The organism is Catenuloplanes nepalensis, assembly GCF_030811575.1.
Lineage (GTDB): Bacteria > Actinomycetota > Actinomycetes > Mycobacteriales > Micromonosporaceae > Catenuloplanes > Catenuloplanes nepalensis.
Window position 1 is genome coordinate 3,008,241 of the sequence record NZ_JAUSRA010000001.1, and the last position, 15,096, is coordinate 3,023,336.

At 70.9% G+C, this 15,096-nt stretch carries 10 protein-coding genes; 7 read left to right on the forward strand and 3 right to left on the reverse strand.

The genetic code is table 11. From position 1 onward, the window contains the following. Positions 1 to 100 precede the first annotated feature (100 nt). A complete protein-coding gene (locus tag J2S43_RS12750; RefSeq protein WP_306829164.1) occupies positions 101 to 712 on the forward strand; it encodes an SIMPL domain-containing protein in 612 nt (203 codons plus the stop codon). 10 nt (positions 713 to 722) lie between these two features. On the opposite strand, the gene J2S43_RS12755 is transcribed toward J2S43_RS12750, so the two are convergent. Next, positions 723 to 1,202 carry a GNAT family N-acetyltransferase gene (locus J2S43_RS12755; protein ID WP_306829165.1) on the reverse strand — a complete coding sequence of 160 codons (480 nt, stop codon included), beginning with the start codon at positions 1,200 to 1,202 and terminating at the stop codon, positions 723 to 725. A gap of 75 nt (positions 1,203 to 1,277) precedes the next feature. Between J2S43_RS12755 and J2S43_RS12760 the strand changes: the two genes are divergently transcribed. From J2S43_RS12760 to J2S43_RS12785, 6 genes are all read left to right on the forward strand, one after another. Beyond that, complete coding sequence (locus J2S43_RS12760) at positions 1,278 to 1,865, forward strand: GIY-YIG nuclease family protein (RefSeq protein ID WP_306829167.1); 588 nt, start codon at positions 1,278 to 1,280, stop codon at positions 1,863 to 1,865. 259 nt (positions 1,866 to 2,124) lie between these two features. After that, positions 2,125 to 2,814, forward strand: coding sequence for a response regulator transcription factor (locus tag J2S43_RS12765; protein WP_306829168.1), 690 nt, complete (start codon positions 2,125 to 2,127; stop codon positions 2,812 to 2,814). After that, complete coding sequence (locus tag J2S43_RS12770) at positions 2,811 to 4,148, forward strand: sensor histidine kinase (protein ID WP_306829169.1); 1,338 nt, start codon at positions 2,811 to 2,813, stop codon at positions 4,146 to 4,148. Before J2S43_RS12765 ends, J2S43_RS12770 begins: the two co-directional genes overlap by 4 nt. A gap of 63 nt (positions 4,149 to 4,211) precedes the next feature. Further along, positions 4,212 to 4,943 carry an LmeA family phospholipid-binding protein gene (locus J2S43_RS12775; protein ID WP_306829170.1) on the forward strand — a complete coding sequence of 244 codons (732 nt, stop codon included), beginning with the start codon at positions 4,212 to 4,214 and terminating at the stop codon, positions 4,941 to 4,943. Further along, positions 4,940 to 7,045 (forward strand): MMPL family transporter, encoded by a 2,106-nt coding sequence (locus J2S43_RS12780; RefSeq protein WP_306829171.1) that lies wholly within the window; start codon positions 4,940 to 4,942, stop codon positions 7,043 to 7,045. Before J2S43_RS12775 ends, J2S43_RS12780 begins: the two co-directional genes overlap by 4 nt. Positions 7,046 to 7,264: 219 nt before the next feature. After that, on the forward strand, positions 7,265 to 10,222 hold the full coding sequence (locus J2S43_RS12785; RefSeq protein ID WP_306829172.1) for a 3-keto-alpha-glucoside-1,2-lyase-like domain-containing protein: 2,958 nt from the start codon (positions 7,265 to 7,267) through the stop codon (positions 10,220 to 10,222). A gap of 2,764 nt (positions 10,223 to 12,986) precedes the next feature. Here the strand turns inward: J2S43_RS12785 and tnpC are convergent. Beyond that, positions 12,987 to 14,402: an IS66 family transposase gene (gene tnpC, locus J2S43_RS12795; protein ID WP_306827493.1), complete on the reverse strand. Its 1,416-nt coding sequence runs from the start codon at positions 14,400 to 14,402 to the stop codon at positions 12,987 to 12,989. 202 nt (positions 14,403 to 14,604) lie between these two features. Beyond that, positions 14,605 to 15,096: a hypothetical protein gene (locus J2S43_RS12800; RefSeq protein WP_306829173.1), complete on the reverse strand. Its 492-nt coding sequence runs from the start codon at positions 15,094 to 15,096 to the stop codon at positions 14,605 to 14,607.

Below are 15,096 nucleotides of genomic sequence, written 5' to 3' on the forward strand. Positions count from 1 at the left end.
CTCACGTAGCTTTCGGGCCGTACCGGCGATGCTTGTCGTGTTCTCGTCTTTGTTGTTCGCCGGTGGTCCGGCGTCTGCGGCGCCCGATGCCGTCGGGCACGTGCGGGAGGGCGTGGTGGTGACCGGGACCGGTGCGGTGTTCGGAGAGCCCGATGTGCTCACCGCGAACCTCGCGGTGGAGACGAGCGCGGCCACGGTCGCGGCGGCGCTGGACGGCGCGAACGCGGCGGCGACCAGGGTGCGGGACGCGCTCGTGCGCGGCGGCGTGGCAAAAGCCGACCTGCAGACCTCGGACGTCACGGTGGCCGCGAAGGTCGGCGAGGGCAAGGACGTGACCGGCTACACCGCGGGTCAGGGGCTCACCGCGACGATCCGGGACCTGCCGGGCGCCGGGGTGCTCATGTCCGCGGCCGTCGCGGCCGGCGGCGACGCGGCGCGGCTGAACGGCGTGTCGTTCTCGATCGCGGATCCGGCGCCGCTGCTCGACCGGGCGCGGGAGAAGGCCTTCACGGACGCCCGCGGCAAGGCCGAGCTGTATGCCCGGCAGGCCGGCCGTTCGCTCGGCCGCGTGGTCCGGGTGAGTGAGGACAGCCCGGTCCTCCACGGCTCGGCCCCGAACTACGGCCTGGCCGCGGACTCGGCCGTCCCGATCGAGCCGGGCCGCCAGCAGCTGTCCGCGACCGTCACGGTCGAATGGTCCTTCCAGCCCTGAGGCGACATGTCTACGCGAGGGCGAGCTCGTACCGGTGATCCGGTCCGACCCGGGTGAAGCCCGCGCGTTCGAGGGTGCGCCGGGACGCGATGTTGCCGGCGTCGGTGTCGGCGGCGACGTGGGTGAGGCCGTGGTCGGCGGCCACGGTGACCAGGGCGGCGAGGGCCTCGGCGGCGTAGCCGTGTCCGCGCGCCGCCGGCGCGAGCCCGTAGCCCACCTCGGCGCGCCCGTCCCGGGGCCGTCCCTTGAACCCGATGCCGCCGATCGCGAGCCCGTCAGAGGTTCGCGTGATCCGGTAGTACCCGAAGGGCCGCTGCTCGCCGTGCTCGGCGGTCGCCCTGAGGAAGGCCGTGACCGCGAAGACGTCACCGTCGAACGGGAAGTCCGCGGCCCAGCTGTCGGTGTCGGCCGGGGCTCGGGCCGCGATCCGCTCCCCCTCGCCGGTGTCCACCGGGTGCAGGGTGAGGCGGTCGGTGCGTAGGACAGTCATGATCGAAGTTAAGCAGATGTGTCACCCGGGTCGGCGCCCGGCGAGGACCGCAGGGCACGCCCTAGCATGGTCTCGATGACTACTCCCGGTACGCACGACGATGATTTCCTGACCGACGAGGAACGGACGGAGGACGCGCTGCGGCTGCTGTCCGGCCCGCCGCTCCGGCTCGATGTCGCGGGCAAGCAGCTCAGCCGGGGCAGCGGCGTCTACGCCTGGTGGGCGGCGCCCTCGGTTCTGCCCGATCTGCCGGGTCCGGCGAACGAGAAGGACCCGTCGCTGCGGCTGCTGTACGTCGGCCGGGCCGGCAACCTGCGCGGCCGGATCCTGCGCAACCACCTGCGGCGTTCCGGCAGCTCGACGCTGCGCCGCACGCTGGCCGGGCTGCTCCTGGCCGACGGCTACCGCACGATGTGGACCGACCGCGTCGTCCTGGTGCCGGAGCACGAGGTGCGGCTGACCGCGTGGATGCACACGCACCTGCGCCTGACCTGGGCCGAGGATCCGGATCCGGAGCCGGTCGAGGCCGAGCTGGTCTGGCGCCTGCACCCACCGCTGAACGTGCACGGCGTCAGCCCCGAGCACCTCCAGCCGGCCGTCCTCGCCGCGAAGGAGGCCTACAACGCCTCCAGCCACCCCGCCGAGCCCACACCGGCGCCGTAGCCGGTCAGCCCGGTCACGGGCAACCGGCCGGGGGCTCGTGGCCGGCGGCGGCCTCCGCGGGGACCAGGATCCGGTAGACCGCGCCGAGGGCGGCGGACGGATCGAGCGGCCGACGTTGCGCACCCAGGCGCGCAGCCCCTGCCGTGCCCGGTCGGCGGCGTCCTCGTCCGCATGTGACATTGAAGAATGTGGGGACATCGACGGCAATGGGCCGATCTCTCATCCGGTTCACATGCGAACGTGATGTCATGCGGGCACCATGACCGCCCGCATCCTCGTCGTCGACGACGCGCCGAACCTGGTGGACCTGCTGCGTACCGTGCTGGAGTTCCACGGTTTCGCCGTGCACGCGGCGACGACCGCGGCCGGCGCGGTCGACGCGGCCACGACGCACCGGCCCGACCTGATCCTGCTGGACGTGATGCTGCCGGACGGCGACGGCATGGACGTGTGCCGGCGGCTGCGCGCGGCCGGGTCGGACGCCGCGATCGTGTTCCTGACCGCGCGGGACGCCCGGGCGGACGAGGTCGCCGGTCTGGCCTACGGCGGCGACGACTGGATCACGAAGCCGTTCGACATGGACGTGCTGCTGGCCCGGGTCCGCGCGGTGCTGCGCCGCACCCGGACCGCGCCACCGGAGCCGGACCGGGCGCTGCGCTACGCCGATCTGGAGCTGAACCGGGACACGCTCGAGGTGCGCCGCGCCGGGCGGGCCGTGGCGCTGTCCCCGACCGAGCTGCGGCTGCTGCGCTTCTTCCTGGAGAATCCGGGCCGGGTGCTGTCCCGGGCGCAGATCTATCGCGCGGTCTGGGAGTACGACCTGGGCGCAGGCTCGAACGTGGTCGACACCTACGTCGGCTATCTGCGGCGCAAGCTGGATCCGCTCGGGCCGCCGCTGCTGGTCACGCACCGCGGATTCGGCTACGCGTTACGGGCGGCCCGGCCGTGACGCTGCGCCGGTCGCTGCTGCTGGCGATGACCGGGCTGACCGCGCTCGGCCTGCTGATCGTGACCGGCACGGCCGCGGTGATGCTGCGCTCCTACCTGATCGACCGCACCGACGACCAGCTGCTGGCCGCGGTGGAGCTGGCCCGGCATCGCTACCGGCTGGACGTGCTCCCGCCGGAGCAGCGCCCGCGGACCGTCCAGGAGATCGTCTCGGTCACGGAATATCTGATCGAGGTCCGCGGCGACCGGATCGGCACGCTGCGGATGGTGGGGACGGTCCCGCTGCCGACTCGCCCGCTGCTCGACCGCGCCGACCTGGACGCGACCGGCCCGCAGAACGTCGACGGGTTCCGGGCGGTGGTGGTGCGGGACCGGGGGCTGACGATCCTGGTCGCGCTGCCGCTGGACCGGGCCGGTGACACCGTGGGGCGGCTGGTCGCGATCGCGGCGGTCACGTCGCTGGTGGCGCTGGCCGTGCTGACCGCGTTCGCCCGGTGGCTGCTGATCCGTCGGCTGCGCCCGCTGAACGAGATCGCCGCGGCCGCCACCGCGCTGGCCGACGGTCACCTCGACCGGCGCGTCCCGGAGCCGCCGCACGGGCCGCTGACCGAGGTGGGGCGGTTGACCGGCGCGGTCAACGGCATGCTGTCCCGGATCCAGGCGGCGCTGGCCGCGCGGGAGCGTTCGGAGCGGCGGGTGCGGGACTTCGTCGCGGACGCGTCACACGAGCTGCGCACGCCGGTGACCGCGGTCCGCGGCTATCTGCAGCTGATCCGTACCGGCGTGGTCGATCTGAACGACCGGCCGGACGTGCTGCACCGGCTGGAGCAGGAGGCGAACCGGATGAGCGCGATGGTCTCGTCGCTGCTCTACCTGGCCCGGCTGGACGCGGAGCCGCCCGTTCGGCGCGGCCCGGTCGACGTGGCCGCGCTGGCCCGGGACGCGGTCGCGGACGCGGGCGCGCTGGACCAGGACCGGCCGCTGACCGTGGACGCGCCGGAGCGCTGCGTGGTCAGCGGCGACGAGGATCCGCTGCGCCGGGTGCTGGCGAACCTGCTCGGGAACGTGCGCGTGCACACGCCACCGGGCACGGCCGCGCGGGTCACGGTCACGGACGAGGCGGCCCGGGTGCGGGTCGCGGTCACCGACGACGGGCCGGGCCTGGACGCGGACGCGGCCGCGCACGCGTTCGACCGGTTCTGGCGAGGCGGCACCGCGCGTTCCGCGGGCGACGGCGCCGGGCTGGGGCTGGCGATCGTGGCCGAGGTGGTGCGCGCGCACGGCGGCGACATCGGCGTCGACGGCGCCACCGTCTGGTTCACGCTGCCGCGCTGATCTCCTAACCGACTCTCATCCTTTTCGCATCGGTCCGGCATGCCCGGCTGGTGGCATGTCGCGGTGCCTGGAAAACCTTTGCGGACCGTGCTCGCGGTCGTGGGCGTGGCGGCGCTGGCCGTGCCGGTCGCGGCCGACCGAGCCGCGGTCGCGCTGGCCGAGAACCGGCTGGCCGCGCGGCTGAGCTGCGCGGCCGGGATCACCGGTGACGTGGACGTGACGATCCACGGCTTCCCGTTCCTGACCCAGCTGGCGCGTGGCACGGTAGGCGACGTCCGCCTGCACGCGCAGACCGTGACCGTGCGTGACGTGACGCTGAGCGACGTCGACGTGCGGGCGCGCGGGCTGCGCGGCACGTCCGCGGACACGCTGACCGCGAGCGCGGTGCTGCCCTACGCGGGCCTGCCCGGGACGGCCGGTGCCGCTTTCGCCGGTGCGCGGCTCGGCGGAGACAGCGACCGGCTCACGATCACCACGTCGGTGCCGGTCCGGGGCGTCACCATGCCCGTCACCGTGTACGCGGACCTGGCCGTCGACGGGAACCAGCTGACGATCACGCCGGGCGAGGTCGAGCTGACCGGTCTCGGCCTGCGCGTGCCCGCGTCCCGGTTGCCGGACGGCCTGGCCGGGGCGCGCACGGTCCCGCTGCCCGCGCTCCCGGTCGGCTTCACCTATCTGCGGATCTCCGCGACCGTCGGCGGCCTGCGTCTCGTGGTCGCCGGCACCGGCATCGATCTCGGCCCCGGCGCCGACCAGAAGATCACAAACGACACCTGTGGGGGTACGGACGGATGAGCACGATCGAGAGCGGCGCGATGCACCGGGTGATGACCCGGTGCGGGCGCTTCACCACCCGCCACCCGTGGCCGGTGATCGCCGCGTGGCTGCTGCTCGCCGTGACCGTCGCCGCGCTCGTGCTGGCGTTCGGGCGGCCGGTCGACGAGGACGCCACGCTGCCCGGTAGCGCCGGCCAGCACGGCCGCGACCTGCTGGAGGCGCACTTCGACGGCGCCGGGAACGCGAACGGCCAGGTCATCCTGCGCTCGTCCGGCCCGCGCCTGGACGAGCCGGCCACCGCCGCCGAGATCGCGCGGACCACGGCCCGGATCGGCGACGTCACGCACGTCGCCTCGGTCGGCGAGCCGGTGCTCGGCACGGACGGCCGCACCGGCTACGTCGACGTGACGCTGGACGTCGGCCCGCAGGAGCTGACCCGGGAGATGACCGACGAGGTGCTGGACGCGGCCGAGACGCCCGGCCTGGAGACGCTGCCCGGCGGCGCGCTGTCCCGGGCGGGGAACGGCACCGGGCACAGCGAGGCGATCGGCGTGGTGGTCGCGCTGGCCGTGCTCGTGGTCGCGTTCGGCGGCCTGGTCGCGGCCACGCTGCCGCTGGTCACCGCCGTCATCGTGCTGGTCATCGGGATCGGCGCGATCGGCCTGGCCGGCCACCTGACCGGCATACCGTCGGTGGCGACGACGCTCGGCACGATGATCGGGCTCGGCGTCGGCATCGACTACGCGCTGTTCCTGATCACCCGGTACCGATCGCTGCTGGCCCGCGGCCACGACGTCCGGCACGCGGTGGTGGGGACGGTGGCGTCGTCCGGTAGTGCGGTCGTCTTCGCCGGCGCGACCGTGGTGGTGGCGCTGTGCGGGCTGGGCGTGGCCGGCGTACCCATCCTGACCACGCTCGGCTGGACGTCCGGTCTGGTCGTGCTGGTCGCTGTCGCGTCCGCCACCACGCTGCTGCCTGCGCTGCTCACGCTGCTCGGCCCCCGCATCGACGCGCTGCCGGTGCGCTCGGCCCGGCCTGGCCGCCCGTCCGCGTGGGGCCGGCTGGCCGACCGGGTGATCCGCCGCCCCTGGCGGTACGCGCTGTCCAGCGGCCTGCTGCTGCTCGTGTTGGCCGCGCCGACGCTGGCGATGACGCTCGGCCAGACCGATGCCGGTGACCGGTCCGCCGACTCGGCCGAGCGCGCCGGGTACGACGCGATGGCGGCGGCGTTCGGCCCCGGCATCAACGGCCCGCTCACCCTGGTCGCCGAGCTGCGCCCCGCGGCCACCGGCCCAGGCGATCCCCGGCTCGCGGCGTTGACCGGCGCAGCCGCGAAGGTGCCCGGCGTGGCCCGGGCACACCCCGCCCGTCTCGCCCCGGACGGCGCGGTCGCGTCCGTGCGCGTCATCCCGGACACCGCACCGTCCGACCCGGACACCCTGGACACCGCCGGCCGGCTCGCCGCGCTCGACGTGACCGGCGCGGAGGTGTCGGTCACCGGGCAGACCGCGGTCCGCGGCGAGCTGGCCACCCGGGTCGGCGACCGGATGCCGCTGGTGATCGTGGTCGTGGTGCTGCTCAGCGGCCTACTGGTGCTGGTCGCGTTCCGGGCGCCGGTGGTCGCGGCGAAGGCGGCGCTGATGAACCTGCTCTCGGTGGCCGCGGCCTACGGCGCGCTGACCGCGGTGTTCCAGTGGGGGTGGGGCGCGCGGCTGATCGGGCTGGACGGCCCGGTGCCGATCGAGGCGTACGTACCGATGATGCTGTTCGCCCTGCTCTTCGGCCTGTCCATGGACTACGAGGTCTTCCTGCTCACCGCGGTCCGCGAGTCCTGGGACCGGACCCGGGACAACCGCCGCGCGGTCCGGGACGGGCTGGCCGAGACCGGCGTGGTGATCACGTCGGCCGCGCTCATCATGGTGTGCGTCTTCGCCAGCTTCGTGCTCAGCGACGAACCGGTGATCAAGATGATGGGCCTCGGCCTGGCCGTGGCGATCGCGGTCGACGCGACCGTGATCCGCGGCCTGCTGGTACCGGCCGTGATGACGCTGCTCGGCGACGCGAACTGGTGGACACCCCGCCGCCGGTCCGCGCCCGTCATGTCCGAGCGGGCGGGCTGATCAGAGCGGAGTCCCGGGGGTGACTCGTGAGCCCCCGGGTCTGAATCGCCGAAATCCCAGACGAGAGCACCTGACGCGCCGCTTTCCGTCCTGTTTGGCCACACTTTCGCACGTGCCGGGAAAAAGTTGAATCCCGTGGATCGAAAGATATAGACGTACTGACGGAAGTACTTCAGGATGTTCACAGCCCTGACTCACACCCGTAACCGGGGAGCGCAGATGAGACGTCTGTCCGTGGCCGCCCTGATCGCTACCGCACTGGTGGCGACGCCGACACCGGCGTTCGCCGTCGACCCGCCGCCGCAGGAGCCGGGGGTGACGCTCCGGACCTATGACATCGGGGTGCCGCTCAGCAAGGTCTGCGAGCTCAAGCCCGGGCAGACGCCCAACGTGGACAAACTGATGCCCACGATCGACTGGTCCACCGACGCCGACTTCGGGCTCGCGTCCAACTTCGTCACGCACGCGATCGCGAACCTGACCGCGCCCTCGGCCGGCGCCTACACGTTCCGGTTGATCAGCGACGACGGCTCGAAGCTGTTCATCGACGACAAGCTCGTCATCGACCACGACGGGCTGCACGGCGTCGATCCGCCGAAGGAGGGCACGGTCGACCTGACGGCGGGCGTGCACGCGCTCCGGATCGAGCACTTCGAGCGGGACGGCGGGCAGGAGCTGCGGCTCGCCTGGCGGACCCCCGGCGCCGGTGACTTCGCGCCCGTGCCGAACAGCGCGCTGACCACGGACGCGGGCGTGGTGCGGGTGACCGCGCCGGGCCGCAAGGAGTGCGTCTCCGGCACGGACACGCCCGGTGACGGCCTGCCGCTGGCCGGGGTCAACCCCGGTTACACGCTCACCGACCTGCGCCCGCCGGGCTTCGAGCCGCAGGTCAGCGGCATCGCGTGGCGACCGGACAAGAAGATGGTGATCACCACCTGGGGTGACTCGGACAAGGTCGCGGGCGAGGTCTACCTGGTCGAGAACGTGACCGGCAAGACCGGCCCGGGCAGCGTGAAGTACAAGAAGATCGCCGACGGGCTCAAGGAGCCGATGGGCGTGGCCGTGGTCGACGGCATGGTCTACGTGTCGCAGAAGCACGAGCTGACCGAGCTGCGCGACACGAATAAGGACGACATCCTGGACACCCGGCGGACCGTGGCCACGTGGCCGTTCGGCGGGAACTTCCACGAGTTCGCGTTCGGCCTGCTGTACCGGAACGGGAAGTTCTACCTCAACCTCTCCGTGTCGATCAACTACGGCGGCGCGACCACGGACCCGCAGCCGGTCGGCGGGCGCGGCACGCACATCGTGGTCGACCGCAGGAGCGGCGAGGTCACCACTGTGGCCGGCGGGCTGCGCACGCCGAACGGCATCGGCTGGGGGCCGAACAACTCCATCTACGTGACCGACAACCAGGGTGGCTGGCTGCCGTCGTCGAAGCTGATCAAGATTCAGAACGGCGCGTTCTACAACCACTACACGAACCCGGACGGCCCGTTCGACGCGAAGGCGCCGACCCGCCCGGTGCTGTGGATACCGCAGAACCAGATCGGCAACTCGCCGAGCACGCCGGTGCTGCTGGACTCCGGGACGTACCGTGGCCAGCTCTTGATCGGTGATGTCACCTACGGTGGACTGCAGCGGGCCGCGCTGGAGACGGTCAACGGCGTGGAGCAGGGCGCGATCTTCCGGCACACGCAGGGCCTCGAGGCCGGCATCAACCGCGTGTCGGTCGGCCCGGACGGCGCGATCTACGTCGGCGGGCTGGGCGCGGACGGCAACTGGGGCCAGGAGGGCAAGCTCCGCTTCGGCCTGCAGAAGCTCACGCCGAACAACGTGTCGGTCTTCGACATGAAGACGATGAAGGCGGTCGAGGGCGGCTTCAAGATCGAGTACACCGAGCCGCTGTCCGACGCCACGATCGCGAAGCTGCCCACGGCGTACCAGCTGGAGCAGTGGCGCTACGTGCCGACCGAGCAGTACGGCGGGCCCGAGGTCGACACGGAGACGCTGCCCGTGACCGCGGCGAAGGTCTCCTCCGACCGGAAGACCGTCACGCTGACCGTGCCCGGCCTGCGCCGCGACCGCGTCGTCCACCTGCGCTCGCCGCGTCCCTTCGCGGCCCGCGACGGCGAGACGCTGTGGAGCACCGAGGCGTGGTACACGATGAACGAGCTGCCCGGAAAGAAGGCGCAGCAGGTCTTCTACGAGGCCGAGGAGGGCAACCGCGAGGGCGGCGCGTCGCTGGCGACCGACCATCGTGGATACTCCGGCGTCGGTTTCGCGGCGGGCTTCGGCAAGCTCAACGCGTCCACCACCATGCACGTCAACGTGGACAGGGCCGGCGACTACGCGGTCGGGCTGCGCTACTCCAACGGGCCCGACCCGTTCAGCGGCACCAAGACGGTCAGCGTCCACGTCAACGGGCGCAAGGTGAAGCAGGTGTCGCTTCCGTCCACGGTCACGTGGGAGGAATGGGCGACCGTCACCGAGAAACTCAACCTGCGCAAGGGCGCGAACACCATCCAGTACCGGGTGGACGCACTGGACACCGGCCACGTCAACCTCGACCTGATCAGCGTCCGCGAGTGGGGCAAGCGCATCACGCTCTTCGACGGCGGTTCGCTGGACGACTGGCTGCACACCGACGGGCGACGTGCGCAGTGGCCTCTGGTGGGGGACAAGGCGACCGAGGTGTGCTGCGGTGACCTGCGGACAAAGGACGCCTACGGCGACTACAAGCTGCACGTCGAGTTCAAGGTGCCGCTGCTCCCGCCGGACGTCACCGGCCAGAACCGCGGCAACAGCGGCGTCTACCAGCAGGAACGCTACGAGATCCAGATCCTCGACTCGTTCGGCGACCCCACGCTGAACAACAACGAGGCCGGCTCGATCTACCTGCACAAGGCGCCGGACGTGAACGCGGCCACCGCCCCGGAGACGTGGCAGACCTACGACATCACGTTCCGCGCGGCCCGCTACGACGCGGCCGGCGTCAAGACCGAGAACGCCCGGGTCACCCTCGTCTGGAACGGCAAGAAGGTCCACGACAACGTGGCCATCCCGGCCGGCACCGGCGGCAACATCCCGGAGGGCCCGTCCACCGGCGCCATCCGCCTCCAGGACCACGGCAACAAGGTCCAGTACCGCAACATCTGGATCGAACCGGTCCTGTAAGTGCTTTCCACGGGGCCCCGGCGGCATCTGCCGCCGGGGCCCTTCCCATGAGGGTTATTCAGCGCGCTGCCCCCGACGGCGCTGGCCTGCGGCAACGCGGCGTGAGGTCGCCGCGCTGAATAAGCCTCCATGAAGGTTATTCAGCGCGCTGCCCCCGACGGCGCTGGCCTGCCAAGGGCGCTTCCTTAGCGGCAAGATCCAGCCAAGATGATCTACATTCCCGCAGGTCGGCGAGGCATCGGGCGCCCAAAGGAAGCGCCATTGCGCTGGCCTGCGGCAACGCGGCGTGAGGTCGCCGCGCTGAATAAGCCTCCATGAGAGTTATTCAGCGCGCTGCCCCCCGACGGCGCTGGCCTGCGGCAACGCGGCGTGAGGTCGCCGCGCTGAATAAGCCTCCGGGGGTATTCAGCGCGTTGCGCGCCGACAGCGCTGGGCTGCGGCGATGCGGCGTCGGCTCGCGCCGCTGAATAAGCCTCCATGAGGCTTATTCAGGGTCGCCCTCGTCAGGCGGCCCGGCCTGCGGCAACGCGGCGTTGGCTCGCCGCCCTGAATAAGCCTCCCTGTCCCGATTTTCCCGCTTCCGGCTTGGCCGCTTTCCGAGTGCTCCCGCGGGCCGCGGTTCCCTGGCACTCAATTACAGAAACCCGGCGCCGTCACCCGGAAACCGCACGCCTCTGAAACCGCGACCGCGGCATCCGCCACATTCGACCGCAACCCGGCCGGCTGATCGTCGCGCCGGGTCATTCGTCGGGAGAGGACCTCTCGCGAACCGCGGTTGGCAGGATCCGCCCAGCGAATTCGCAGTCCGGCCGTGCGGAATCGCGGCCGATGAGGCCTATTCAGCGCGGCGAAGTGACGCCGCGTTACCGCAGGTAAGGCGGTCGGTGCGCACGCCCCCGCCCTCACCGAGGCCGGCGATGACCTGCGCACCCTCGGAGACCTCGGCTACGAAGGCCTGGCCGACACGGTCACGGTCGCGTTCAAGAGACCGAAGAACGGCGGACTGCTGCTGGTCCAGCAGCAGTTCAACAAGGCCACAACAGCCTGCGCGCCGTCGGTGAACGCGGAAACGCCCTGCTCAAGATAACCTTCCGAGCCCTACGCAGAGGCTTATTCAGCGGGCAAGCCGAAGCCGCATCGCCGCAGGCCAGGGCCGTCAGCGCGTAACGTGCTGAACAACCCTCGCAACATCGCCTCAACCCATGGCGGATCGGGAAAATCGTCGCCGCCGCACTGGTCATCCTCCACACAGAGCACGGACGCACCACATAACCACCGTCAGTCGTCAATTCCTGGTCGGACACCCTCATTGATCGCGAAATGCTTCTTCGCAGCGCGCGGTGTGCCCAATGGCGCTTCCTGTGGGCGCCCGATGCCTCGCCGACCTGCGGGAATGTAGATCATCTTGGCTGGATTTGCCGCTAAGGAAGCGCCCTTGCGCGGTGTGCCCCTCGCGCGGGTATCTGCCGGGTGACGTCGCCCCGGAGAAGCGGAAGTGAGCCGTCCAAGGACGGCGAGCCAGGCCTTTCCCTTGGGGCGCGGCGTGGCGCCGGCGAGTGGCAGGTCGGCGCGCCGCAGACCTGACGACAGGCGTTACGGTCCGGCAGGCGGACCGCGCAGCGGGACTTCTCCCGATGCGGCGGCTGCACGACGGAGCTGCGGGCCCGTTCGAATCGCACGTGAGCCGTGCCGGGCCGGCAGCGGTGGGGACGCGGTTCGCGGACGACGGCGCCGCGAGCAAGCCGCGCGGCGCGGCGACGACGCCGGGTCTTCCTGAGCGTCCAGAGTGTCCTGCGTGGCCGCAGTTGCCTGAGCGTCCAGAAGTTCATGTGTGGCCGCCGGTGCCCGCGTCTGCTGCGTGTCGAGCAATCCTCGTCGGTCGGAAGCGGGGCTCACGTCCTGAGCGCCGGGCACTGCTGGCGTGTCCTGCGCGGGGAAGAAGTCAGGCGTGTCCTGCGTGTCCGACGCGTATGGCGCCGATGGTGGTGTGACGTGCGGCGGCACGGCGCACATTCCGGGCTGTGTTCCGGGCCCTGTTCCGAGCGGCGAGGCGGGCTGCGTTTCGGGCGGCGAGGCGGGCTGTGTTTCTGGCGGCGGGGTGGGCTGTGTCCCGGATCGCGGGGTGGGCTGTGGAGCTTGTGGCGGGATCGCGCGGTGAACGCCGTCCACCACTGCGGCCGCTTCGGCGTATGAACAGCCGCGCAGCTCGCGCAGGCGATGGATGTGGCCGTGACGCTTTCCCCAGGCGCGGTGCCGTTGATGCTCCCGGCGGAACTCTTCACCAGCGGCAGAATAGTGACGAGACGCGGTCCGGTCCCGCATCCCGGCCAATTCCGTCCTCGTGAACAACTGCAACTGTCGCACGAGAACAGCATTTCATAAGGCGACCGTCATCGCTGCCCCGAAGCGCGGTAATTTCCCTGAAGAGATGCGCTATTTGCAACATAGGGCCTCTGCGTCATCTGGTGCGATTCCATCGGCGTGTCACCTGCGCCCATGTGGACGATGGCCGGGAAGTCGGCACCATGGAGGCCTATTCAGCGCCGCCCTCGTCAGCCCGCGCGGCCTGCGGCAACACGGTACCGGTTCGCTGCGCTGAATAAGCCTCATGGGCTGGAGAAACGGAATACGGAAGGACCCGGTGAGCTGAAAAATCGGTCACGAAAGGCGATCACTGCAACGTAGAGGCTTAGTGACTGGATAGGTGGCTGATTTGGGCACGCGGCGGCCCCGGGCCACGTGACGGGCCGGTGGTGGTTGCCGGTCAGGCCGGGGTGGGGATCCAGGGGTTGCCGGTGGTGGCCTGGATGAGGGCGTCGAGGGTGTCGATGCCTTGCCGGGCGGCGGTGGCGGTGTAGCTGCGGATCGCGGCGAAGTGTTCGGCGCCGGTCGTGGTGCGCATGCTGCCGGAGACCTTGACACGTAGTTTCGGCATACGGATCGTCTGCTCCGCCCGGTTGTTGTCAAACGGGACGGCGGGGTCGGTGACGAAGCGCAGGTAGTCGTCGCGGCGGTTGCGGAGCCGGACGAACAGGGCGTGGTATTTGCGTTCGAGTTTGCTGGCCCGCGTGGCGGTGGCCGCGACGCCGAGGACGACTGCGCTGTGCAGGACGTGCTGGTAGAAGGCGAGCTTCTCCGGGTCGGGGATCCGCTCGGTGGCGTCGGCGGTGAGCCGGTTCAGCCGGCGCAGCGCGGTGGCCGCCTGCTCGGCGTGCTCGGCGACCGGACCGGTAGCGGTGTCGGTGACGTAGATCAGCTCACGCAACGCGTGCGCGTTGCACAGGGCGTGGCTCATGTGCGTGTAGGTGTCGTACGGCGCCCACGCGTCGTGCACCGCGACCCCGGTGAACGTCGGCAGCACCCCGATCGCGTCCATCGCTTTCGTGCCGCGTGTGGTGTGCACCGCGAGGAGCACATCCGTGGGAGTGGACGCCGAGTGCAGCCACGCCAGGCGGCCGGCGACCCGCATCCCGGTCTCGTCGAAATTCGCGACCGGTGCGTTGATGATCCGCCCAGCGATCACCGGTAACACCGTGTCGATGATGCCCAGCGCGGTGCGTTTCACCCAGCCGGCCACCGTGCCGGCGGCGACCGGCGCCCCGAACAGGTCCTTGAGCGCGGCGGCGGTCCGCGACACCGACAGGAACTGCCCGTGCAGCAGATACACCCCGATCCCGGCCAGCCGAGGCCCGTACACCATCGGTGCCGTCGCTTCCGGTGGTGCGGGCGCGGTGGTGTGGTGCCCACACCGGCATTTGACGGTGATCATCTGATGCTCGGTCACCTGCGGTGTCACCGGTGGCACATCGACCACCTGCCGCCAGAACATATCGACCTCGTCCGCGCCGGCCAGGCTATCCCCGCACCCGCCGCACACCGCGGGCACGTGCCGGACCACATCCGCATCCGCGAAGCGTTGCAAAGTGACCCCGTCTTGGCCTTTCGGCCGTCCCGGACCCTGACCCGACCGCGGCCGCAACGACTTCGGCGACGGCTTCGCCAACCCGTCCGACGAGGGAGGCTTCGACGAGTTCGACGACGACTGCTTCAACCGAGCCTCAAGCTCCGCGATCCGGCCCATCGCCTGCTCCAGCCGAGCCGTCACGTCCGCCACCATCGCCCGCAACACCACGTTCTCCGCAAGGAGATCGTCATACGACGGCGACGGCAGGTCAGACACGACCCATGAACCTACCAGCCTCTACATCGGACCTCGCTGCCGCCCGGACTACCTATCCAGTTACGAGGCTTATTCAGTGCCGCCCTCTTCAGTCCGCGCGGCCTGCGGCAACGCGGTGCCGGTTCGCTGCGCTGAATAGGCCTCGTAGTGTCGTATTCTCCTCAACCGCTCGACAGAATTCGGAAAGGGTGTCCAGCGGGGCTCAGGCCCGTGCCTGGAGGCGCTGGCGGAGGTCGGCGAGGATCGCGTCGTAACGGGTTGGCGGCAGCATGATGTCGTGGCGGTAGACGGCGACGGCCAGGCCCGGGGTGTTGTGGTGGATCGGGGTCTGGAGGCGGGAGCCGTCGGTCAGATGGAGCCAGATGGCGTGCCGGGCGCCCTCGCCACCGAGCACCACGCCGGGGGCGCTGATGAACATGCCGATGCGGGACCACTCGACGGTGTGCGTCCTCAGCAGTCGCCGGATGCGCACGCCGGACGGGCTCACATAGAGGCCGATGGCGGCCAGCCGTCCGGCGATCGTGAGCCACAGGCCCATGAAGGGGTAGACGATCAGCGCGGCCGGGCTGAAGGTGGGGCCGGTGACCAGCCTGACCGTGATGAAGGTCAGCATCGCCGTGCCGAAGCCGACCAACGCCATCGGCATGACTTTCCCGGTCGCCACGACCCCCGCTATCCGCGTCCATCGTCTCAT